Raw genomic sequence first — 21812 nt, 5'->3', positions numbered from 1 at the left:
GGCGGGCGGCCCCGGATGTCGCCCCGTCCGCCGCGCGGGCGGACAGGGCTGGTCATGGCTTCAGAGGAAGCCCAGTTCGCGCATCAGGTCGCCGATCTGCTGCTCCTGCGCCTCGAGGAAAGCCTCGAACTCGTCGCCGGGGCGGAAGATGTTCACAAGGCCCATGCGCCCGCGCACGGCTTCCCATTCCGGGGTTTCCAGCATCGCGCCCAGCATCTCCTGGTAGGCTGCGACCTGCTCTTCCGGCATGCCCGGCGCGCCGAAGAAGCCGCGCCAGTTCACGAATTGCGCGTCGATCCCCTGCTCGGCGAAGGTGGGCGCGTCGGCATAGGCCGCAACGCGCTCGGGCGCGGTCACGCCGAGGATGCGGACCTCGCCCTGCTCGGCCAGTGCCACCGCTTCGGAGAAGCCGGTCGAGAGCGCGTCGATCTCGCCCGACAGAAGGCCCGCCATCGCCTCGCCGCCCGCGTCGTAGCCGATGTAGTTGAAGGCGGTCGGGTCTTCGCCCGCGGCCTGCATCACGATGGCGGCGACGAGGTGGTCCATGCCGCCCGGAACCGAGCCGCCGCCGATGGCGAAGCCCATGCCGTCCTCACGATACATCGCCAGCGCGTCTTCCATCGACTGGATCGGGCTGTCGGTGGTCACGACGAGGGCCGCGTAATCGCCCACGGTGCCCGCGATCAGCGTCAGGTCACGGAAGCTCTGGGCGATCTCGCCGGTCAGCGCGCGGATCACGATGGGGGTGGAGTTCACCATCAGCGTGCCGTGGCTGGAGGCCGCGTTCTCGATCAGGTGCGCGATGGCGACACCGCCGCCGCCGCCCGACATGTTCTCGTAGGTCGCGTTGCCGACAAGGCCCGCGTTGGTCAGCGCCTCGCCGGTGCCGCGCGCGGTGCCGTCCCAGCCGCCACCGGCGCCGCCGGGGATCAGGAAGTGGACGCTGTCCATCATCTGATGGCCATCGGCCTTTGCCATGCCCGAGAAGGCCAGGGTTGCGGTTGCCGCGGCGATCATCGCGCGGCGGGTCCACCCAAGGGTGTTCATGTGGTCATCCTCCCATTTGACAGGCGGTCCTCCGCCGCCCATGGTTTCCTTCCACCACAGGAAGCTGACATGGTCCTGACACGGACGTCGGGCGGGGGACGGGGCAAGGGTGCGCTATCTTCTTGTAGAAGATAATCGGGAACTGGCGGATGCGATCCTCGGTCGCCTCGCGCTGGACGGCCATGCCGTCGATCACGCCGCCAGCCTGTCCGAGGCCGAGGAGTGGCTGGCCACGGCGGGTTATGACCTGATCCTGCTCGACGTGATGCTGCCCGACGGCGACGGGCGCGATTTCCTGGCGCGCAGCCGCGCGCATCTGGAAACGCCGGTGATCATGCTGACCGCGCGCTCGCAGGTCAGCGACCGGGTCGGCGCGCTGGACATGGGGGCGGATGACTACATCACCAAGCCCTTCGACTTCTCCGAGCTGGAGGCGCGCTGCCGGGCCGTCCTGCGCCGCCGGGGCGGGGCCGCGCGCAACCAGGTCGCGCTGGGTCAGGCGCTGTTCGATCCGCTGGCGGGCACCCTGAGCCACGCGGGCCGAACCGTCGAGCTGCGCAACCGCGAGCTGCGCCTGCTCGAGGTCTTTGCCCGGCACCCCGGCCAGATCCTGTCCAAGACGCAGCTGATGGACCGGCTTTTCGCGCAGGACGCCGATGTCACCGAGAACGCCATCGAGGTCTATGTCGGCCGCCTGCGCCGCCGCATCGACGGGATGGGGGTGCGGATCGAGACGGTGCGCGGTCTGGGCTACCGGATGGAGACGGGCGGCCCGTGATGAACACATGGTCCATCGGGCGGCGGCTGACGCTTCTGTTGGCCGGTGTCGCGGCGCTGCTGTCGGTGTTGAGCTGGGGCATGGTCACCAGCCTTGCGCAGCAGGCCGCCGAGCGCACGCAGGACAATGTGCTGGCCGCCTCGGCCACCACCATCGCTGAGACGTTGCGCAGCGAACAGGGCGAGGTGCGGCTGGAACTGCCCTATTCCGCCTTTTCCATGCTGGGGGCCATCGGGCAGGATCGCGTGTTCTACCGGGTCACCGCGGGCGCGGAGCTGCTGACGGGCTACGAGGACCTGCCGCCCCCGTCCGCGGCCCTGACGCCGGGGGCCGTCACCTTCGACACGGGCAGCTACCGCGACGAGGAGATCCGCATGGCCTCGCTCACGCGGCTGGTGCTGGCCGGCCCCGGCCCGGTGCCGGTCACGGTCAGCGTGGCGCAGACGCGCAGCGGCGTGGCGCGCATCTCGGCCGAGCTGTCGCGCACCGCAGCGCTGTTCTCGGTGGCGTTCTTCGTGGTGGCGGTCGGCCTGTCGGCCTTTGCCGCGCGCGCCTCGCTCAGGCCGTTGAACGAGATCGCCGCCGCCGTCTCGCGGCGCGGGCCGTCCGACCTGCGCCCGCTGCGCCGCGCGGCCCCGGCCGAGCTGGTGCCTCTGATGTCCTCGCTCAACCGGTTGATGGACCGGCTGGGTCAGTCGATCCGCCGGTCCGAGGATTTCATCGCCGAGGCCGCGCATCGCGTCCGCACGCCTTTGGCGACCGTCCGCACGCAAGCCGAGATCGCGCTGCGCACCGTCCGTGACGAGACCGAGAAGCAGCGCCTGCGCGGCATCATCCGCGCGGTCGACGAAAGCTCGCGCTCGGCGGGGCAGTTGCTGGACCACGCCACCGTCGCCTTCCGCGCCGAGGATTTGTCGCGCGACCCGGTCGACCTGGCCGAGCTGGCGGCGCAGACCGTCGCCGCGCTGGAACCCACGGCGGCGATGAAGGACATCCGCCTGCGGCTCGAGGCCGAACGCGCCATGGTCCGGGGCGATGCCGTGTTGCTCGACAACGCGCTGCGGAACGTGCTGGACAATGCGATCAAGTATTCGCCCGAGGACACCACCGTGGTTCTGCGTATCGAAAGGAATGGCCGCGAGGCGCGTCTGACGGTGCGCGACGAGGGGCCGGGGCTGGGCGATGGCCCGGTCGAGGCGCTGACCGAGCGGTTCCGCCGCGGGACCAACACCGGGGGCATCGTCGGCTCGGGCCTTGGCCTGACCATCGCGCGGGATGTCCTGCAGGCGCATGGCGGCCATTTGCACCTGGCGACCGCCGAAGGAGGACAGGGAACATGCGTCACGCTTGCCTTGCCGTTGTCCTGACGCTCTGGGCCGCGATGGCCGCGGCCTTCGAGGTCGAGGATCACCGCCTTTACCCCGGCACGGGCGACGCGGTGCTGCGCATCGTGTCGACCGCCGATCTCGAGGTGTTCGAGCCCTACCTGCTGGCCTACCAGGCCGCGCGCCCTGCGCTGTCGATCGACTACACGGTGGTGTCGTCGGCCGATCTCTACCGCGCGCTGCGCGGCGGGGCGGCCTTCGACCTTGCGATTTCCTCGGCGATGGATCTGCAATTCCGGCTGGCCAATGACGGGTTCGCGCGGCCGCACCGGTCGGAGGCCACCGCGGCGCTGCCCGACTGGGCGCGCTGGCGCGACCTGATCTTCGCCTTCACCGCCGAGCCCGCCGTGGTCGTGCTGTCGACCGAGCGGCTTGCGGGGCTGCCGGTGCCCGACACAAGGCAGGAGCTGATCGCGCTTTTGCGGGAACACCCCGAGCGGTTCCGCGGCGCGGTCGGCACCTATGACGTGCGCGAGAGCGGCCTGGGCTACCTGTTCGCCACGCAGGAGGCGCGGTCGACCGATGCCTATTGGCGGCTGTCCGAGGTGATGGGCCGCCTCGATCCGCAGCTCTACTGTTGCTCGGGGCAGATGATCGACGACGTGACCGAGGGACGGCTGGCGCTGGCTTACAACGTGCTGGGCAGCTACGCCGCCGAGCGGATGGCCCGCGATTCGGGCGGGCGGGTGCAGATCCTGCGGATGCAGGATTACGCCAATGTCATGCTGCGCACGGCACTCATCCCCGCCACCGCGCAACAGGTCGAGGCCGCGGGCGGGCTGATCGACATGCTCGCCCGCCTCGGCCTGCGCGACGCGCCCGAGGACTGGCCGTTGCCGCCGCTCGGCCAAAGCGGCGACACGCCCTTCACCGGCTTCGGCCCGATCCGGCTGGGGCCTGCGCTGATGGTCTACCTCGACCCGCTGAACCGCCGCACCTTCCTCGAGGAATGGGAAAACGCGATGGAGCAGCGATAGGCAGGCACGCGCCGCCGCGGTGGGCGGCCGGGTGCGGGCATGACCGTCCTGGGCGCGCGCCACGCGCGGCGGCATGGGAAACTCCGCCTGGTCTGCGTGACGGCAACGCTTGGCCCTCTTCCGGCGGAACAGGGTTCGCGGGGTCTGCTGGTCAGCACGCAGCGCAGGATGCGGGGGGAGAGAGACGCCGGGCGACCCGGCCCACGCTCGGGCCGCGCCTGCCCGCAGGCGGTGGGCACCGCGCGGCATGATTGCCGACACCGGCCGACATGGTCGTCGCTCAGGGGCGGCGTGCCGCTTCGGGCAGGTGATCGCCGCTTTCCATCTCCAGCACGCCATGCGGCAGGGGCCCGGCGTAAAGCCTGCCCTGGTTGCGCTTCACCCAGGCGAGGATTTCGGCGATGGCGGCGAAGGTGTCGTCGGGGACGTAATCATCCACATCCGCCTCAGCAAAGAGATTGCGGGCCAGGGCCACGTTGCGGAAGATGGGCACGCCCGCGCGCTCGGCCTCTTCGCGGATGTCCGCGGCGATGAAGCCCCTGCCCTTCGCCACCACGAGCGGCAGGGGCGTCACCCCCTCTTCGTATCGGATCGCCACGGCGATATGGGTGGGGTTGACCACGACGGCGGTGGAGCGGGGCACCTGTTTCTTCACCTCGCCCATCGCCAGTTCGCGGGCCAGCTGCTTGCGTTGCCCCTTCACGATCGGGTCGCCTTCGGATTCCTTGTATTCCCGCTTCACCTCGTCCTTGGACATCATCAGGCCCTTGGTGTGGGTGTGGCGCTGGTAGACGAAATCGAGCCCCGCCACGATCACGAAGACCACGGCGGTCACCGCGAGCAGAAGAAGCGTCACGTCGACGGTGACCGCGATCAGGCAGCCCATCCCGCAGGTGATGCTCATCAGGAAGGCGCCGGTCGACCAGGTCAGCACGAAATAGAGCGCGATGGAAAGGAACAGGATCTTGAAGACCGATTTCAGCATCTCGACCAGCTGCTTCATCGAGAAGATGCGCTGCGCGCCCTTGATGATGCTGATCTTCTCGAGCTTGGGCGAAATCGCCTCGAAGGAAAACAGGCTGCCGACCTGGACGTAATTCGCCGCGACGCCAAGCGCGATGGTCACCGCCAGAAGCGGCATGTGGATGGCGACCGCGGCAGACCATGTCGCGTCCAGCCCGCGCTGCAGTGCCATGGGATCATCCGAGGCGGCGAAGCCCGCGATCTGGTCGATCAACAGCACGAGGCGGTCCCAGATCGCCGACCACATGGCGATGATCACCGCGATCAGGCCGAAGAGCGAGACGGTCGTCACCACCTCCTGCGAGCGGGCCACCTGGCCTTTCTGCCGGGCGTCCCGCTGCTTTTTCGGGGTTGGCTGTTCGGTCTTTTCCCCGCTCATCGGCCCACCGTCAGACCCGGAAGGTCGTCATTTCCGACGCGTCGGACGGCATCGGCTGCACCGCGTCCCCCCCGGTCAGCGCGGGCCCCTCGATCTGCCAGTAATGGGCGTAGATCAGGAAATCGGTCACCCGTTCCTGGAACAGGTCGACATCGAGCGCCGTCAGGTCGATGACATCGACAAGGGCCGCGCCGTCGCCGATCGGGCTCCAGGCCAGTTGCGCCGAGCCGCTTTCATGGCCGAGGCAGTTGCCCTCGAGCAGCCTTTGCAGGCCATGCGCATCGAGAGACAGGCCGGAGAGCGGGACCGCAAGCCGGACCTGGCGCGGGCCGAACTCGGTGGCGACGAAAAAGATCTCGTCGCGGCCGAAATCCTGTTCGAGGCGACCTTCGGCATCCATTCCCGCCCGTTGCAGGTCGAAGGCGGTGGCGAGGATCTTCATTGCATCATCGGTGATCATGCGGCGATCCTCCGGTCACGGGTCGGGGTGGCGGGGGTGCGGATCGGGTCAAGCATCTTTGCGATACTCCGCCGGCATGCCGAGCGCCTCAAAGAAGGAATCCATCGGTTCGCCCTGGTGCTTGTCGCGCAGGGTGTCGAACAACTCTTTCGCGGGCTCGTAGTGCTTGGTGCTTTTGTCCGTGGAGACGCCGTTCACCAGCGCCTGCATGAACCTCGTGGCTTCCTTGACGATGTAGCCCGCGGGGGCGTCCATGGCTTGATTGGACGTGAATATCTCGGCGACCACACCGCGCAACAGGAAGTCGTTGGCCAACAGGCTGCGCGCCATGCCGGCTTTCTCTTCGTGCCTTGCATCCGATGACCCGATCACGTCCATCTTTGCGCTGGTGAAGGCCTTGAGGTCGTCAGACTGGTCGGCAACCCAACCATCCGTGGCGAAGATCTCGTCCAGCATGCGGTCCGCGGTTTCGAAGACCGCGACCACGACCGCATGTCTCGCCTCCTCGGCCCTTGCATCGGCCTCTGGCGTGCCTTGCGGCATCAGCTCATTGTAGATTGACGCCCCCATGTATTCGCCCGCGGCTTCGAGAAAGGCTTCGTATTTCTTCGCCGCGCCGATGATCTGATCGGAGCTGGACGAGATGACATCCTGGCCAATCGACACGAAATCGAGATGCGATCTTACGAATTCCTTGTTGGCTTTCACGCCATCCTGTGCACCCCGAAACAAGGTGCCGAACACCAGCTCCCTCTGTGCCGGATCGGATTCTCCGTCCACCGACCTCATCATGGCATCGATCTGCGTCTGAAGTTCGGTCAGGGCAGTGACGGATTTCGGCGTGCCCTCTCGAGCCGCCCCGATCACGGGTCCGGTGGCCTCGGACAGGGGCGCGAACTCGGACAGGGGAACGAAGGTCTCTCGCGTCAGCTGGGCCGGGGGCGTGTTCCCGAGATTGAGATTGTAGGCAGGTTGCGGCTTGAACAGGTCGGCGATCTTGTCGGCGACCTTCGTGAAGACGGACTTGATGCCGTTGCCCACGCTCGAGAAGAACTTCTCGATACCGCTCTTGCCGCGCGCCTGGTCGAGGCGGGGCGCATCCTGAGCGGTTCCCGCCCGGATGTCGGGGCGGATGTCCGGGCCCCTGCCACTCTCGCCGATGCCGTCGATGGTCGCGCGAAGCCAGGCGGTTTGCGCCTCGGGCGTCTGGCCCGCCGTATCTGTCGTTTGGACATCCTGCCCGAGGCCGACATGACCGACCCCGCCCGGGACCCCTCCGATTCCTCCGCTGCCCATGGCATCTGTTCCTTTCACCTGCCGCTTCGGGTGATCTATCCTTGGCGGCACGGCACATCTGTGCCGTTTGACAATGGATCGTCCGGTCAGAGCCGGATCGTGGTGTCATTCGATACGGCCCGCTCGCGCGCCGCGCGCAGCTGCACCGCCCTGGCCAGAACCCCGTCACTCGTCGCGTCGAGGTCGACGCCACCTCGCAGGAAATCCTTGATCGCCGCTATGAGCGAGGCCGGGGAATGTTCGGCGACCTGCAGGCGCTGGCGCCAGAAGGCGCGGCCGGTGCCGGGCTCCAGCGCGAAGCAGCCATTGGTGGAGCCGGTGTTGACCTTGAGCATCTCGGCCAGAACGTCCGGGTCGGTCTGCCCGTCCAGCCGTGCCGCCCGGATCGACATGTCGAGCCCCAGGGTGTCGCTGTCGGTGCAATGGAAGAAACAGGAGAGGCGTCCGCCGATGACGATCTCGAAATTGTCATGCGCATCCGGGCGCAGGTCCGTCAGGCCCGTTGCCCGAGCGATCACGGACACGACATCGTGGCGGCTTTGCAGGGTCATTCTCGTCTGTCTCCACTCAGATCAGGATCGACCGGATGATCTCGGCCGTCCGTGACAGGACATTGCTGCCCATTTCGTAATGTCGGTTCTTCTGCTCGTTCATGCGGGCGATCTCCTGCATGCGGATCTGGCTGTCGCGGCCGATCTGCTGGGTCGCTTCGCCGAGGTTGAGCGAGAAGCGGTCCCAGACATCCTTGGGATGGGTCGCCATGGGCGTCCCCAGCATGTCGAGCAGCGGGCGCAGAACGGAGCGTTCGCTTTCGACGGGGTGGAAGGTGTTCGCCGCATCCATCGTGCCCTCGTTGAACATGGAGATCACTGCACGGTCCTCGGGGGACACTTCGGCGAGGCTGCCGTAGGCGGCGACCGACACCTCGGCATCGGACCCACGGTCGGCAAACAGCTTGAGGGTCCGGTTCAGGATGTCCTGCATCCGGGAGTAATCCTTGAGCAGGATGTTGTTCTGGTTGAGCTCTTCGGTCTTGCCCTCGGCCTCGGCCTCGGAGGCGCGGGTGGCGAGGCTTTGCAGGATGAAGATCATCTGCGGGACATCGGCGGGGCGACCGTTGAACTCGCCCGTCTCGGCCAGGTCGAACCGCGCGCGGGCGATGTCGTAGAGCCGCGCCTCGACCCCGAGAAAGATCTCGGCGGCCGAGGCCACGCTGGTGCCGCCGTCGGAGGTGTTGACGTTGCGCGGAAGCGTGCTGTCCGACGCGGGGATTTCCGCCGTCATCGACTGGTAGCGCTCGAGCCGCAGATAGCGTTCGCCAAGGCCCGCAAGCAGCTCGTTGATCGCGTCGGGCTCGAAGATCGCCATCCGGTCCAGCCGCGTCTCGAGAATGTCGAGCTGGGCGAGAAAGAAGTAATGGTAAAGCTCGCGCCGCGCCGCCGGGTCGCTCTCGAACAGCGCCTGCCGATCCGGGACGAAGGCGGGCGAGGCCTCGATCCGGGTGCGGATCTCGGCGATGTCCGCCTTCAACGCGTCGCGCACGGCCTCCGGCCCGGCATCGCCGACGGCAGGGCGCAGGTTGAACGCCGGGGCGATGGTGTCGACGAACTCCGGCAGGGCGGCGAGCACCCTTTGATCCTCGAGCGACAGAAGCGCGATGTCGGTGGGCCGCAGGGTGGCGAGCGTGATCGCCTGCCGCCCGTCCTGAGTCAGAAAGACCGTCAGGTCGGGGGGGCCCGGAACGGTGGCCACCCGCGCGGACAGATCGCCGATGTCGTCGCTCAGGGTCCGCAGGCTGCCGTGTGTGTTCAGGTATTCCAGCTGATGCGCCGCGTGCCAGTTCATGAAGGAGGCGGCACTCGGGTTTTCGAAATCCGCCGGACGGCCCGGCATCAGGTTCACGCGCCCGTCGAAGACGGGAAAGATCGTCCGGGCATCGGCCGAGACGCGCGCCCAGTCGAGCTGGTCCGTGGCCGAGACAGAGAGCGCGGCATAGGGCCTCTCCAGCGCATCGCCGGGCGTGGGCTGGATCACCGGCTGGGCCGGGTCCCGGTTCTGCGTCGCCCAATGGGGGCCGACCGTCGTCATCGCCTCAGATCCGGCCGATGGACATCAGGATGTCGTTCATCTTGCGCAGGGCGTTGTTGCCCAACTCGAAATGGCGGTTCGCCTGTTTCTCGGCGTTCTGGATCTCGTTCTGGCGGATCTGGTTCTGCTGGTTGAGGATGGTGACGGTCTCGCTGAGCTGGGTGGCGAAACTGTCCCATTCGTTCTTGGACTTGAGCGCGAGGCTGTCCTCGCCAACGCCAAGCCGCCGGTCGAGAATATCGATGAGCGGCCTGTTGGCCCCGTAAAGGGTTTCCAGCGGGTGCGTCCGGTTGTTGGCGGCACGGTCGATCTGGCTGTCGCCCATGAACATCGACAGGGCCGCCGCGTGCCTGTCGTCGAGTTCATTCCCGGTCCAGGCCGGTGTGCGATCGCCCTCTCCGATCTCCGCCGCTTTTTTGGCCAGGTCGGAGAAGGACGAGCTGCCCTCGAGGATCAGCGAGAAGTGAAAGCGCGGCATGTTTCGGTCACGCATCACCGCGACGAGGTCCGAGGAATAGGTTCCTACGATCCCACTGCCCGTCGTGGTGTTGAAGAGCGCGTATTGAACACCCCGCACGTCGTCGACCTGGGCAAACTCGGTTTCGATGAAATTGCCGTCCCGCGTGAAACCGTCCGTGTAGCTGCCGACATTCATGAAGCGGCGTTTTTCATCTTGCTTCGACGGGTCGTAGAAGCCGATCTGCTTCTGAACCATCTGCTGCATCAGGGCGTAATCCTGCAGCAACTTGTTGAGCTGCCGAATTTCCTCGGTGCCCGCATCCGCGGTTGCGCGGGCTTCATCCTCGTAGCGCAGCTGGAAGAAATTGATAAGGTTGGCGACATCGAGGCGGGGATCCGAAAAGGGAAGACCCGCCTGAACCGCTCGCATCGTCTGGCTTGCGAGAATGGCCCGCTCGGCGCGCATGAATTCGGCATATCCGCCCCGGATCGTCGCCCCGCCGTCGGTGCTGTTTCCGTTGTAGATCAGCGACGCCGTGCCGACCGTGCTCAACAACTCGGTCGTGGGCTCCGGCGGGATGATGAAGTACGGCGGTTGCTTGACAACGCGCGCTTGGGTGTGGACGGGAAACGGGTCGGGCGTCGCGTGAAACCGGATCGCCCGGTCGAGCCTTTCGCTGACCGCCGCGATGCGTTCGGCGTAGACATCCGTGGCGATGGCCCCGGTGATGTTGGCCATCATGTCCGCGTCGGCCACCGCCGCCGTGCTGCGTGGATCGCCCCCGCGCAAGAGCTGGAACTGCGCGAAGAACACCGCCTTGTCGGCCTCGGGAAGGCCGCTGTCGTCGATCGCGGTTTGCAGGTTGGACAGGGCCGAGCTGACCGTCGAGAAATCCGTCGTGAGGCCAAGGGCGTCGAGCCGACCGATGATCTGGAGATAGCCACCGATCGTCCCGGCCGCGACGCTCCGGTCGGCGGCGGAGAGCTTGCCATACTCGGCCTTGGTCATCGTCATCAGGTTGACCGGCCTGTCATCATCGGTCAGCGCATAGAAGGCGATGAGGTTTCCGGCGTCGTCACTGATCGAATAGGTGTTCGGCACAAATGGCGTGGTCTGGTTCTTGAGCCACTCCACCTGATAGGCGGAATGCCATCTGGCGAAATCGGCGGGGGCGTCGCTGGAAAAGCTCGCGGGGCGTTCGGTCACCGGCAGCCGCCCGTCGCCGATCCCGGTGAGCGTGGGATAGACCGCCTGCGCCGCCGTGGTGTAGGCCGCCGGCCGTGCCCCCGCCGCCGAGCCCGGCATGTGCTGCGAGGGGAGCTGCTGCGCGTCGCCGGTCGTCGGCTCGAGCACCCCCCGCCCGTCGTTTGCACCCGCCCAGGAATTGTCCACAAGCGGCGCGGGGGCCGGCGTCGGGCCCGATCCGGTAAACGAAGGAGGGGGAATGGCCATCAGGTGCTCCGCTCTCTCATAGGCGCAAGGGGCCGCGCGCCAGTTCGGCAAGCTCCACGGTCCTGCTCTGGTCCAGCACGAAATCGCTGCCCGAGGGGCCTGCGGCGATGCTGCGCCGCGCCACGGCGGCCGCGCCGTCGCCCGTGGCGAAACGCTCGCGGGGGGCGGGGGGCTCCCGGCCCTCGGCCAGCGCCTGAAGCCGCTCGAGCGCGTTCAGCCGGTCGTTGACATACTCGGCCAGCCGGTCGGTCGCTGCGTGCAGCTCTTCCATGTCCTGCGCGGCCAGCATCGCGCGCAGCCGCAGCTCGGCCTCGAGGTCGCCCTTGAGGAAGGGCGCCTCGACCAGCAGGCGCAGGTGATCGCCCAACTGCCGCAACAGCGTGGACCAGTCGCCAGGCAGGCCCGGCGCCGGTGTCATCCGGGCCGGATCAGACGGCAAGCCGCACTCTCCCGTCGACCTGGGCCTGGGGGCCGTTTACCCCGGCGTTCTGCGGCACCGCGGCGTTCGACAGCTGCCCGACGGCATCTGCCACGATCCCCAGCGCCAGCGCCACCGCGGCGGCCTGCTGCGAGACCTCGGGCAAGGTCCGCTCGGACACGGTGGGGTTGACGACCTGCGCGGTCAGCTCGCGTTCGTCGGTGCGCTCGAAGACAAGGGCGCTTTCCTCGACCGCGGCGGAATTGGCCGTGCTCTGGGCGCTGTCGAGCGGCTGCACCACGCCCGACTCCGTTGCCGTCTGAGACTGCAGGCCGAAGATCGACAGGAGCGCGTTCGCAATCTGCGACAGGAAGCCGAGGAAATCGGTCGATCCCGGCTCGAGCCCCGCGATCTCCCGGTCGGCCCCACCCAGAAGCGAGCCGAGACGGTCGAGCAATGTCGCGTTCTGCGACAGCTCGGCGGCGGTCGCCAGGCTGCCGGTTTCGCCCGTGGTGCTGTCAAGCTCGGCCGTGACCTGCGCAAAGATCATGTCCTGGTTCAGCACGTTGGAGGGGGCCGACAGGCCCATGGCCTGCGCCGATCCGCCGAATACCGCGCCAAGGTCGAAGGACGGCGAGGCCGGCCCCGCCGGTGTCGCCGTCGAAGCGGTATCGAGCGCGGCGGGCGCAAGCGTGGGTGTTGCCCCGATGGCCGTGGTCATGGGTGCTCTCCTGCAATTGGTGTGATCAGCCTAGAAGCAGGGACGATCATCCCTTGTGCCAAACATCACTAAGCCCGACAGGTATGGCCGCCCCGTTGGCGGCGATCCGGCAGATCCGCCTCGAGGGTCGGAAAGGGGGCCAGGCCCGCGCCGGTCCGACGCGGGCGGCTGGTCAGGCTTCGCCGGCCACCTGCTGAGGCCCGGCCTCGACCGCGACAAGACGGGCGGCCTGGATCGCCTCGGCATCGCCCGACGAGATCGCCCGGATCAGCGCCCGCGCCGCAGAAGAGCCGATCAGCGCCTTGTCCGGCAGATCCATCCCTTGCATGAAGTCCACGAGATTGGCGGGGCGGTCAGCCGGGTTGGGTGCCGTCAGCCTGTTGACCAGTTCGTTCAGTCCCGCGTCCCCGAGCGTGGAGAAGAGACCCCCCGCGCCGATGCGATCCTCACCTCGCTGGGCAAAGGCCTCCATCTCCCGTTGAATGAGGTAGGTGAACTTGGGTTCCGCTTCCATCGGCTTGCTATCGCCGCGCACGAGGTTCTGGATGGATACGCCCAGCGAATAGGCATCGGCAGCGGCACCGTCGAGATCCCTTTGCGCGGTCCGTGCCGCCGCGAGGGACCCGTCAAGCGAGAACAGCTTGTCGATTGCCGTCTTGGCAGTGTCCGGCAAACCCTCTTTCAGAGCGACCTTGGTCTGGGCTTCGGGGAACAATTGCCCCGGGTACAAGGCAACGCGCAAGGACAGCACGTCGGCCGCGACCTCGGGGACGAGTTCGGCGGCAAACGCGTCCTTGTCCGCCTGCGCCTGATACATCACATGCGCGTCTTTCCATTTCGGGTTGTCGACATCGGACAGGGCACTCATCTTGAGGCCATCAAGCTGGATCGACGTGCCGAAATCGGCCACCTTCACCACCCCATCCAACCCGATGAAGGCATTTTGCGGCTTGAAATCGAGGTGCGCCAGACCGGCCGCATGAATCGCATCGAGACCATAGGCCATGTCTTCGGCCAGGGTCAGGGCAACGATCAACCTTTCCTGCTCGGTCAGTGTCTCGGCGCCGACCATGTCCTTGAGCGTGGCTGCGAACTCCATCGCGGTTCCGGCCGAAGAGGCAAGCTCGCTGACCATGACGAACGTGCCGTCATCGCTGCGCAAGGCACCCTTCAGGCCGAGGATTGCATCCTCACCCAATTGGGCAAGCACCTTGTGCGCGGGGATTTCCTGCGCGAGGGCCCTGTTCGCGCCCTCCGTGACCTTGCCCAATTCCATCTTGGGGATCTTCACCGCGACGGGCTCGCTGCCATCGCGGGCGTCGTAGCGATAGACATCGGCAAAGCCGCCGGTCCCGATTTTCGGACCCCGGTCATAGATCGTGTCGCCCAGGGTGATCGTGGTCAGGTCACCGGAGACCTGGTGCCCGCCGATCGCCGTGTTGCAGGCCCGGAAAAAGGATGTGCTCAGAAGCGCGGTCAGGGCCTGATCATCCCCCTCCGACAGCTCGCCGCCAACCTGCGACAGCACCAGGTCGCGCATCTGCCCGATCAACGCCGCACCGTCAGAATAGATCGCATCGGGGTATTCCCGTGCGACGACCGGATGGGTCATGCCCTCGTGCAGGCCCGCGGCAAGACGATCCGCAAGCGCGCCCATCTCGCCGGGGGATTGGCCCTGCGCCATCTGCGCCGCGATCTCCTGAGCCGCGAGGCGCACCTCGGTCCGGGGTGCGAGAAGAAGCTTTTCCAGCGCCGGAACGTCATTGCGCTGCGTCGCGTCCTGCAGGGGCAGATGATCGCCCAGCTCCGCCGCGATATCCATGACCAGACGCAAGTGCGAGGCCGTTGGCGTCGCGGGCGCATGGATGAGCATCTCGGCCAGGCCATCCAGCGCCTTGCCGCCCGGATCGGTCTCCCGGAACTGAGACTTGAAGAGCGAGAGCGCCTCTTTCACCGCCGCATCGCTGCGCTTGTCGTCGCCCATGATCTTGGACCAGACCGAGGGTTTGGAATGCTTCGCCTGGTAGAGCGTGACGGAACCGTCGTCATTCTCGCGCGCCTTCAGGCGCTCCTTGCCGGTGGCCGCATCGGCGAAGGCCTTGAGGTCCTGGATCGAGGTGTTGCTGGTGACGGTGATCGAGGGGGTGGGCATGGCGGTGTCCTCACAGGCGGATCATGGTGTCTTCGGGGCGGGTTTCTGCAGCGGACGGGTCCGGGCCGATCTCGGCCAGCGTGCGCCAGGCATCGCCGACCTGCCGGAGCGCCTCGAAGGCCATGAGCATCCGCTCGGCCGTCACCATCTGCAGGGGGATGTCGGTGGTCACCGCCATCGGCCCCTCGGCCCCGACCAGCCCGACATGCACCGGCACGGCGCGCTCGGGGATCAGGTTCGACACCAGCATTCCCGCCATGAGTTCGGGCGTGATCTGCGCTGCGGGCAGATCGAGGAACAGCTCGAACACCAGCCTGAGGCTGAGCGACTCGGCGCGCAGCCGCACCGATGTGCCGTCGGCATAGGCGACGATCCACTTGGTGCCAGCGACCTGGCGGACGCTGTCCACCTCGTCATGGGTTTGCCCGTAGGCGGTCAACGCCTCGGAGATATACTGGTCGATCTCGGGTTCGAACGTGGTCATGCGTGTCTCCTTCTGTTGCAGGGACCGTCGCATCTCCAAAGGCGGGGCGGAGTGCCTTTCGACACAGGGCCGCGTGGCCCCGGCGCCGCGTCAGCCGCGCAGCACCAGTGCCATGGCGGTGCGGATTTCCTCATCAAGCTCGGCTTCGTGCTCGAGCATCCGGGCCACGTCATCCGTCACCCCGCCAAGCCCCGCGTCGCGGAAGGCCGCGGCCAGCGACAGGCGGGTTTCGGTCATTGTGGCGGGCTCCGTCAGACCCAGATCGAGCGAGGCGGGCACGACGTCGAGGGCCAGCCGCTCTTCGAGGCTGGGAGGTCGCAGCACATCGTCCAGCGCCTCGGAACCGGGCAGGAAGATGGGCCGGGTCGATGTGCCGACGGCCGGCAGGTGGTCTTCGGCCAAGGGGCTGACGCGGTCGTAGCCGCTGACACCGATCCCGAGGTGGGGCAGTCGACCGAGACCGGACATGCCCCGTCAGACCTTGCGGACCTGGGGGTCGGCCGTGTCATGGAACTGCAGTTTCAGCAGCTCGCGCTGCGCATAGCGCAGGACGCCGCGAAAGCCCGGATTGCGCCGGGAGATATGCGCCGCCATCGCAAGGGAATTGCGCGCATCCCGGACGGCGCTCAGCTCGCCCTGGATCGTGCCGAGCATCGCCAGGGGCCGCGGATCGTCCGTCCAGACGGCCGCGAGGAATTGCGCGATCTGCCGGGCCTGCTTGGCATGGCCGGCCTGGAAAAGCTGTGTCGCCAAGCCGTAGAGGGCGGCAACCGGCGCGTCGCCGCGCACGGCGAGCCGGAGAAACGACACGGCCGCCTGATCGCACTGTCCAGACTGTCCGAGGGCCGCAGCCGCGGCGTGATCCACATCGACCTCGGGCAGGGGAGGCGCGGTGCGCAGTAACTGAAGCAGCGCCGACAACTCGAGACGGACATCGCCGCAGGAGAACACGATGCGTTTCGACTGCACCGGATCGGCCGCGGCATCCTCGGGATGCAACTCGACCGTCAGGGGCAACCTCGCTGCCGATCCCTGCTCGGCCGGGGGGAACGGATCCATCGCATTCAGGAGAACTGTCTGCAGCAAGGTCAATCGCGCCTTCCTGGTGTGTGGGCGTCATGTCGCATCATTTCACCGATCTCCAGTCCACGGTTTATCGTTTGTCACACACGCCAACGAGGTATCACGGCGGCGTGATCGTCCCGAGGGGTGCAGCGCGCCATGTCCGGGGGTCATTCCTCGACCCGCCAGTCGAGATCCGCCGGATAGAGCGCCAGCCTGTAGCCGTCGCGCACCCGCAACAATGCGCCCAGCTCACCGATGACAACCACGCGGCTGGCCGCATCGGGCGCGCCCCCTTCGCGCAGCACCCGAAGATCACCCAGCGCGATGCGGCGTTCACCGGACAGGTCGATGCCCGAGATATCGAGCTCTGCCCGCGGCACATCGCGGAACACGTAGTCGAGGAACGACTCGTTGCGCCAGATCTCGTTGAGGAAGGCGGAGGCCTCGATCAACTGTTGCGTGTAATCGACATCGTCGGCCCCCATGCAGCGCAGAAGGCGCACCGGCGACAGCGCGGCGTCGAAAACCTGCAACTGCGTGTCGAGGCCGAGCTGACCCAGCTCTCCCGTCTCGCCGAGACTCAGCATGTCGAGCCACAACAGCGCGGCCGGAATATCGGCCGAGTCGAAATGGGCTCCGCGCCAGCATCCCGCGCGGCCTGCGCCCCCCGGATCGGTCGGCAGCGCCGCAAGCGGTGCCGGGCGCGGCGGCGGTGGCGGCAACAACGACCCGCCCAGTTCGAGCGCGGACTGCTGTTCGCGCACCAACCGCAGGAGGTCAGGCGCCACCCTGGCGAGCGAAGGTGCGGCCTCGGGTCCGGCGGGCACTGACTGGTCCGCCGCACTGTCCTGGCGCAACAGCGCCGCCGTGGCCCCGAGGATACCCAGATCGGCCGAACGCAGGGTCGGGAACCGGGTGAACCCCTCCGTCATGGCAGGGGCACTGCCGACTTCGGGCAGCGCGGCATCCGGGATGCGCGGCGCCGCACCGGGAACCGGCGGCGCGCCGTCGGCCTGGGCCTGCCGAAGGGTCGAGCTGTCCGCGCTGTCGGTCAAGGGATCGAGGCGTCCGACCGGCGCGACAGCCGATTGGACCGACCCGGCAAGCACCGCGTCGCCATCCGCCCCCGTCGCTTCTGCCCCCGTCGCTTCTGGCCCCGTCGCTTCTGGCCCCGTCGCCTCTGGCCCCGTCGCCTCTGCCCCCGTCGCGGTGGGGCTGACAAACCCGGCAGCGACCGCCGCCTGTGCCGGGGCAGGTCCGATGCGCCCCCCCGCCGGCAGCGGCGGCAAGCCGGGGCCTTCGGCCGAGGCCGGAACCGTCCCGGGGGCAGGAACCGCGCGCAACTCGTCCAGCCCGTCGAAACGGCCGCCCGTCACCTCGCGGATGATCGTGTCCACCAGGTCAGGGTTGCGGGCGGCGAAATCCAGGACCATCGCCGTGGCGACGGGCGACGACGGGGTCCGGGTGTTCCCCCCGTCAGTGCCCCCGCCAGCGCCCCCATCAGTGCCCCCGCCAGCGCCCGCGGCAGCGCCCGCAGCTGTTGCGGCCGTGGCGGTGTCGGGTGCCTCGCCCGCGCCCGGCGACTCCCCTTCCGAGGGAAGGCTGCCGAAGACCTCGTCAAGGCGAAGGTCCTGGTCCGGGCCGAGGCGTTCCGTCGGAATCCGCCGCCCCCCGAGCCCGTCCAGCTCGCCCGCACCGCCCACGACCAGCGGTTCGGCCGCGGCACCGGCCGGTGCGGATTCAAGCGTCACGAAAGACCGCAGCGGCAGGATGTCGGCGTAACGGTTTGCGTAGGTCTGCACGAAGCCGATCCACCGTTCCGCGCGGGCATTGGGGATCACCCCGGTGGTTTCGATCAACAGCCCGTCAAGGCGCGCGATGACCACATCGCCCAGCCCCGCCTGTCCCAGCAGGGTATCGACGGCGGCGAGGATGTGCTCGGCCGTCTCGATGCGGTTGTCGATGGAAGCGACGCCGAAAACCTCGTTGCCGATCATGGAGACCAGCGTTTCGGCCCGCGCAGGATCGAGCACGCGCCCCTCCAGACGGACGACTCCGTCCGGTGCGACGGTCGAGGTGACCTCGAGCCCCTGCGAGTCGATCATCCCGTCGATATCCGTCCGCATCGCCTCGCGCACCCAGATCCGCCTGCGGGCGTTCGGATCGATCTCGGCGACCGCCGCTTCGACCGCGCGGCGTTCCGCGGCGGTCTCGACGTAGCCAGAGACGATGCTGCGCCCGTCGGCCTCGATCTCGAGACTCAGGACAGGGCCAAACGGAAAGCCGTCGATGGCGGCCTGCAAGGCGGCCTCGGTCGACGCGCTCTCGGCACCCGCGACGGTCGGCCCGGCCGCGCCGCTGCCCTGCCAGACCAGCCCGGCGACGGCCAGCAGCGCCAGCACGCCCAAGGCCGGCACCATGAGGCCCCTGCCTGGGCCGCCGTCCGACCTCGTGGCGCGGCGCGGCGCGGTGCTGCCGGACGTGTCGGCGGGGTCAAGCACATCGGCCCAGCGCGCGGCACGGTCTCCGAGGGCAAACTGGGTTGTCCCGGCGCGGACGCGGTCGAGCTGCGCGATCTCGTGCCAGCTGTCGCCGCCCGGTTCGATGGCAAGACCCGAACCCGTGATGATCGCTCCGCCCGTCGCCTGCAGCTGGATCTTGCCGCCCCCGATGCGGATCTGGCCGTGCAGGGGGGCCATGGTCACATCGAGGAACCGGACATCGGCGGCCTCGTCGGAGCCGAAGGTGAACTGGCCATCGGGCAGGTTGACCTCGACCCCCACCTGCGACCCGGTCAGAACCTTCAGCGTGACCGTGCCGCTCCCCGATGTCGGGGGGGCTGCGTCAGACCGAGGGGAAGATGTGGAAGGCGTCGTGTCAGACATTCGGCAATCGCACCACCAGAACCCGGCGCGGCAGCGTGCAGGGTATCCCCGCTGTCCGAGCGCAAACAAATGCTTGTTCCCACGGCACGACACGGTGCCGGAGAGCGTGAACGCGCTGCCAGATTACAGCGGCTTGCCCCGTGCTGCCAATTCGCTGGCCCGGCATTCGTGACAAATGTCACTCCCGCTGATGGCTGCGATCGGGCCGCAAGCAGCATCCTTGGGCAATGCATGGATGAATTCCCTTTTGTTTTTCATGTTCTTTGAGGCCCTCCGAATTCGATTCGAGGCCATTGCCCGAGACGTGACAGGGCGCGGCAGCGGCGCGACGGCCGCGCGGCGCAGTTTACAAAATTCACGGACAGCGCCTATTTTTCGACGTCAGAATAACAATGCCTGACCGCGGGTTCATTCAGAAGCCGTCAGGCCGGGTTGGAGCGGTGGTAATGGTGGCGCAGGTGGTTTGCAGCGCGATACGGTCCCTGGGCTGGGCACGTGCGGCCCTGATCGTGACGGCGTCGGTGATCGGCCTGTCGGCCTGCGACACGACCGGGGCGACCGACCGGACGGCCGGCCCGAACCTTGTCGCGGTGCAACCGCGCGACGGTGGCCCCGAGGTCATCGTGCCCCAGGGCGAGACATCCGCGCTGCGCGCATTCTTTTCCGCCGAGAACCTGCGCGCCACCACCTTCTCGGGCCAGTTGGGCCCGCGGCTGAACGCGCCGAACGGACCGGAGCTTCATGGCGGCGTCCGGGCCGAGGCGCTCAACACGCGGGGCAACCAGGGCACCATTTCGGATTTCGACTTCGAGATCGCCTCGGAAGACCTGGTGTTCGAACCCGTGCGCCGCCAGCGCATCATCGGCGGGGAATGGCAGAACATCAGCGATGCCGGGCCGTCGGTGTCGATGAACTTCACCGACGAACCGATGCGCAGCTTCGTGGAAAAGGTCCTCGGCAACCTTCTGTCGGTGAACTACGTGGCCAGCGACACGCTGGTCGGCTCGGTCACCTTCCGGTCCGAGAACAGCTTTTCCCGGCCCGAGGCGCTGCAGATCTTCAGCGACATCCTCGCGCGGAACGGCTATCTCGTGCAGTTCTTCAACTCGGTCTACCATGTCGGGACCGCCGATGAGCTGACCCAGCTGACCGGGTTGAGCCGGCAATCCGACACGGGCGGCGCGATCCACACCTTCGACCTGTCCGGCCCGGCGCCCGAGAACCTTCTCGAGGTGGCAAGCGTGCTGATGCCCACGAGCAACACGCTCGCCCTCGGCGGGAACGGCAACCGGATCATCGTGCGTGGCGATCCCTCGCAGTTCGACTCGATCGAAGAGCTGGTCCGCTCGCTTGCCGGTGAGGGCCGCGGGCCGCAGGAACTGGCCATCGTTCCACTGCGCCATGCCGCCCCCACGGTGGTGGCGGCGCAGATGTCGGAACTCTACCAGGCGCGCAATCTCGGTGACCTCCTGTTCCTGCCGATCGAGCAGCGGCAATCGGTGCTGGTCGTGGCGCGCTCGCAGGCCTCGATCACCTCGGCGCGCAACATGATCCGCACGCTCGACGCCGACATCCGTGACGAGGTGAACGTCCGCGTGATCCAGCTCACGCATCTCGATGCCGAGGAAACCGCAGGCCAGCTTCTCGCCGTCTTCGGACAGGCCGGGCTCGGGGCCTCGGGCGCGGCCGAGACGCCCGCGGCCCCGAGTGACGGCACCTCGGCCATCGCCAGCGCGACGATCCGAGCGTTGCGCGGCACTTCCGGCGGCGAGCCGGTTCCACCCCCGCAGGTGCAGATCGGCCAGTCGGGCGGCGGCGCTCAGGCGCGCGCGGCGCCCCAGGGCGGCGACCGCAGCGGCGAGGTCTCGATCGTGGCCGACACGCGCAACAACTCGCTTCTCGTGCGCTCCAGCTTCGCCGACTACCGCCGCATCCAGCAGGCGGTGACCGCCCTCGACGTGCCGCAGGCGCAAGTCGTGATCGAGGCCACCATCATCGAGGTGACGATCAACGACGCGCTGCAATACGGCGTGCAGATGTTCCTGCAATCCAACGGCCTGACGGTCCGGTCCTCGTCGACCCAGGCCGCCGGCGACGGGGGCGGCAGCGGCTTTTCCGCGGTGGTCAGTTCGACCGGGTCGGGTTCGACGAACATGCAGCTCGTGCTGAGCGCGCTGCAGTCGGTCACGAATGTCCGGGTGATCTCCTCGCCCTACCTGACGGTGGCGAACGGCAGCACCGGCACGCTCAGCGTGGGCGACCAGATCCCCTTCATCACGGCCTCGCAAAGCTCGTCGCAGGACGGCCAGGTCGTCGTGACGCAGGAGGTCTCGACACGGGACGTGGGGGTCTCCCTGCAGGTCACGCCGCGCATCAGCCCCGCCAACGAGGTGGCGCTGACCATCAACCAGCAGATCAGCAGCGCGAACCTTTCGCAGACCGTGGCGGGCAGCAACCCGGTCGTGTCGCAGCGCAGCCTGAGCAGCCAGGTCAACATCCGGTCCGGGGACACCGTGCTTCTGGGCGGCATGATCCAGGAACGCTCGGAAGTGGGCGAGGACGGGGTTCCCGTGCTGCGCCGCATCCCCGTGCTGGGGCAGGCGTTCAACCGCACCACGAACACGCAGTCGCGCACCGAGCTTCTGATCCTGCTCACACCGCGCGTCGTGCGCTCGGACGCGCAGATCAACGACCTGACCCGCCAGTTGCGCCTGCAATCCGCCGCCTCGCGCTGACCCGTCC

General features: G+C 67.7%; 18 protein-coding genes. 4 read left to right on the top strand and 14 right to left on the bottom strand.

The window, feature by feature from the left end:
- Positions 1–60 precede the first annotated feature (60 nt).
- A complete protein-coding gene (locus QQK83_RS06555) occupies positions 61–1047 on the bottom strand; it encodes a tripartite tricarboxylate transporter substrate binding protein (RefSeq protein ID WP_284262793.1) in 987 nt (328 codons plus the stop codon).
- A 109-nt stretch (positions 1048–1156) separates the two neighbouring features.
- On the opposite strand from QQK83_RS06555, the gene QQK83_RS06550 reads away from it, so the two are divergent.
- From QQK83_RS06550 to QQK83_RS06540, 3 genes are read left to right on the top strand one after another with little or no spacing between them, the layout of a single operon-like run.
- Complete coding sequence (locus QQK83_RS06550) at positions 1157–1825, top strand: response regulator transcription factor (protein WP_284262792.1); 669 nt, start codon at positions 1157–1159, stop codon at positions 1823–1825.
- On the top strand, positions 1825–3192 hold the full coding sequence (locus QQK83_RS06545; RefSeq protein WP_284262791.1) for a sensor histidine kinase: 1368 nt from the start codon (positions 1825–1827) through the stop codon (positions 3190–3192). The genes QQK83_RS06550 and QQK83_RS06545 overlap by 1 nt, the downstream gene beginning before the upstream one ends.
- Entirely contained in the window at positions 3162–4187 is a 1026-nt protein-coding gene (locus QQK83_RS06540) for an ABC transporter substrate-binding protein (RefSeq protein ID WP_284262790.1), read from the top strand. The genes QQK83_RS06545 and QQK83_RS06540 overlap by 31 nt, the downstream gene beginning before the upstream one ends.
- Before the next feature lie 280 nt (positions 4188–4467).
- Here QQK83_RS06540 and sctU read toward each other — a convergent pair whose 3' ends face one another.
- From sctU to QQK83_RS06475, 13 genes are all read right to left on the bottom strand, one after another.
- Complete coding sequence (gene sctU / locus QQK83_RS06535; protein WP_284262789.1) at positions 4468–5589, bottom strand: type III secretion system export apparatus subunit SctU; 1122 nt, start codon at positions 5587–5589, stop codon at positions 4468–4470.
- 10 nt (positions 5590–5599) lie between these two features.
- Positions 5600–6049 carry a type III secretion system chaperone gene (locus tag QQK83_RS06530; RefSeq protein WP_284262788.1) on the bottom strand — a complete coding sequence of 150 codons (450 nt, stop codon included), beginning with the start codon at positions 6047–6049 and terminating at the stop codon, positions 5600–5602.
- 48 nt (positions 6050–6097) lie between these two features.
- The gene (locus QQK83_RS06525; RefSeq protein ID WP_284262787.1) at positions 6098–7345 is read right to left on the bottom strand and encodes a hypothetical protein; all 1248 of its coding nucleotides are present in this window, start codon (positions 7343–7345) and stop codon (positions 6098–6100) included.
- 86 nt (positions 7346–7431) lie between these two features.
- Positions 7432–7896 (bottom strand): type III secretion system chaperone, encoded by a 465-nt coding sequence (locus QQK83_RS06520; RefSeq protein ID WP_284262786.1) that lies wholly within the window; start codon positions 7894–7896, stop codon positions 7432–7434.
- A gap of 16 nt (positions 7897–7912) precedes the next feature.
- Positions 7913–9433: a hypothetical protein gene (locus tag QQK83_RS06515; protein ID WP_284262785.1), complete on the bottom strand. Its 1521-nt coding sequence runs from the start codon at positions 9431–9433 to the stop codon at positions 7913–7915.
- A gap of 4 nt (positions 9434–9437) precedes the next feature.
- Positions 9438–11345, bottom strand: coding sequence for a hypothetical protein (locus QQK83_RS06510; RefSeq protein WP_284262784.1), 1908 nt, complete (start codon positions 11343–11345; stop codon positions 9438–9440).
- 16 nt (positions 11346–11361) lie between these two features.
- A complete protein-coding gene (locus QQK83_RS06505) occupies positions 11362–11763 on the bottom strand; it encodes a hypothetical protein (RefSeq protein WP_284262783.1) in 402 nt (133 codons plus the stop codon).
- Positions 11764–11773: 10 nt separating this feature from the next.
- On the bottom strand, positions 11774–12484 hold the full coding sequence (locus QQK83_RS06500; protein ID WP_284262782.1) for a hypothetical protein: 711 nt from the start codon (positions 12482–12484) through the stop codon (positions 11774–11776).
- Positions 12485–12656: 172 nt separating this feature from the next.
- Positions 12657–14636 carry a protein kinase domain-containing protein gene (locus QQK83_RS06495; protein WP_284262780.1) on the bottom strand — a complete coding sequence of 660 codons (1980 nt, stop codon included), beginning with the start codon at positions 14634–14636 and terminating at the stop codon, positions 12657–12659.
- Between the two features lie 10 nt (positions 14637–14646).
- Positions 14647–15120 (bottom strand): hypothetical protein, encoded by a 474-nt coding sequence (locus QQK83_RS06490; RefSeq protein ID WP_284262778.1) that lies wholly within the window; start codon positions 15118–15120, stop codon positions 14647–14649.
- Between the two features lie 90 nt (positions 15121–15210).
- The gene (sctX, locus tag QQK83_RS06485; protein WP_284262775.1) at positions 15211–15588 is read right to left on the bottom strand and encodes a type III secretion apparatus assembly protein SctX; all 378 of its coding nucleotides are present in this window, start codon (positions 15586–15588) and stop codon (positions 15211–15213) included.
- Positions 15589–15594: 6 nt separating this feature from the next.
- Positions 15595–16212, bottom strand: coding sequence for a hypothetical protein (locus QQK83_RS06480; RefSeq protein ID WP_284262772.1), 618 nt, complete (start codon positions 16210–16212; stop codon positions 15595–15597).
- 140 nt (positions 16213–16352) lie between these two features.
- Positions 16353–19070 (bottom strand): FHA domain-containing protein, encoded by a 2718-nt coding sequence (locus tag QQK83_RS06475; protein WP_284262770.1) that lies wholly within the window; start codon positions 19068–19070, stop codon positions 16353–16355.
- Between the two features lie 446 nt (positions 19071–19516).
- On the opposite strand from QQK83_RS06475, the gene QQK83_RS06470 reads away from it, so the two are divergent.
- A complete protein-coding gene (locus QQK83_RS06470; RefSeq protein WP_284262768.1) occupies positions 19517–21805 on the top strand; it encodes a secretin N-terminal domain-containing protein in 2289 nt (762 codons plus the stop codon).
- Positions 21806–21812 lie beyond the last annotated feature (7 nt).

It is taken from the genome of Roseicyclus amphidinii, assembly GCF_030163755.1.
In the GTDB taxonomy this organism is placed as follows: Bacteria; Pseudomonadota; Alphaproteobacteria; order Rhodobacterales; family Rhodobacteraceae; genus Roseicyclus; species Roseicyclus amphidinii.
Note: the sequence above shows the minus strand (reverse complement) of the source record. Positions and strands in the feature narration are given on the sequence as shown.

Coding starts and splice junctions, on each gene's coding strand:
- QQK83_RS06555 (WP_284262793.1), bottom strand. CDS start 1,047: ATGAACACCCTTGGGTGGACCCGCCGCGCGATGATCGCCGCGGCAACC.
- QQK83_RS06545 (WP_284262791.1), top strand. CDS start 1,825: ATGAACACATGGTCCATCGGGCGGCGGCTGACGCTTCTGTTGGCCGGT.
- QQK83_RS06540 (WP_284262790.1), top strand. CDS start 3,162: ATGCGTCACGCTTGCCTTGCCGTTGTCCTGACGCTCTGGGCCGCGATG.
- sctU (WP_284262789.1), bottom strand. CDS start 5,589: ATGAGCGGGGAAAAGACCGAACAGCCAACCCCGAAAAAGCAGCGGGAC.
- QQK83_RS06530 (WP_284262788.1), bottom strand. CDS start 6,049: ATGATCACCGATGATGCAATGAAGATCCTCGCCACCGCCTTCGACCTG.
- QQK83_RS06525 (WP_284262787.1), bottom strand. CDS start 7,345: ATGGGCAGCGGAGGAATCGGAGGGGTCCCGGGCGGGGTCGGTCATGTC.
- QQK83_RS06520 (WP_284262786.1), bottom strand. CDS start 7,896: ATGACCCTGCAAAGCCGCCACGATGTCGTGTCCGTGATCGCTCGGGCA.
- QQK83_RS06515 (WP_284262785.1), bottom strand. CDS start 9,433: ATGACGACGGTCGGCCCCCATTGGGCGACGCAGAACCGGGACCCGGCC.
- QQK83_RS06510 (WP_284262784.1), bottom strand. CDS start 11,345: ATGGCCATTCCCCCTCCTTCGTTTACCGGATCGGGCCCGACGCCGGCC.
- QQK83_RS06505 (WP_284262783.1), bottom strand. CDS start 11,763: ATGACACCGGCGCCGGGCCTGCCTGGCGACTGGTCCACGCTGTTGCGG.
- QQK83_RS06500 (WP_284262782.1), bottom strand. CDS start 12,484: ATGACCACGGCCATCGGGGCAACACCCACGCTTGCGCCCGCCGCGCTC.
- QQK83_RS06495 (WP_284262780.1), bottom strand. CDS start 14,636: ATGCCCACCCCCTCGATCACCGTCACCAGCAACACCTCGATCCAGGAC.
- QQK83_RS06490 (WP_284262778.1), bottom strand. CDS start 15,120: ATGACCACGTTCGAACCCGAGATCGACCAGTATATCTCCGAGGCGTTG.
- sctX (WP_284262775.1), bottom strand. CDS start 15,588: ATGTCCGGTCTCGGTCGACTGCCCCACCTCGGGATCGGTGTCAGCGGC.
- QQK83_RS06475 (WP_284262770.1), bottom strand. CDS start 19,070: ATGTCTGACACGACGCCTTCCACATCTTCCCCTCGGTCTGACGCAGCC.
- QQK83_RS06470 (WP_284262768.1), top strand. CDS start 19,517: ATGGTGGCGCAGGTGGTTTGCAGCGCGATACGGTCCCTGGGCTGGGCA.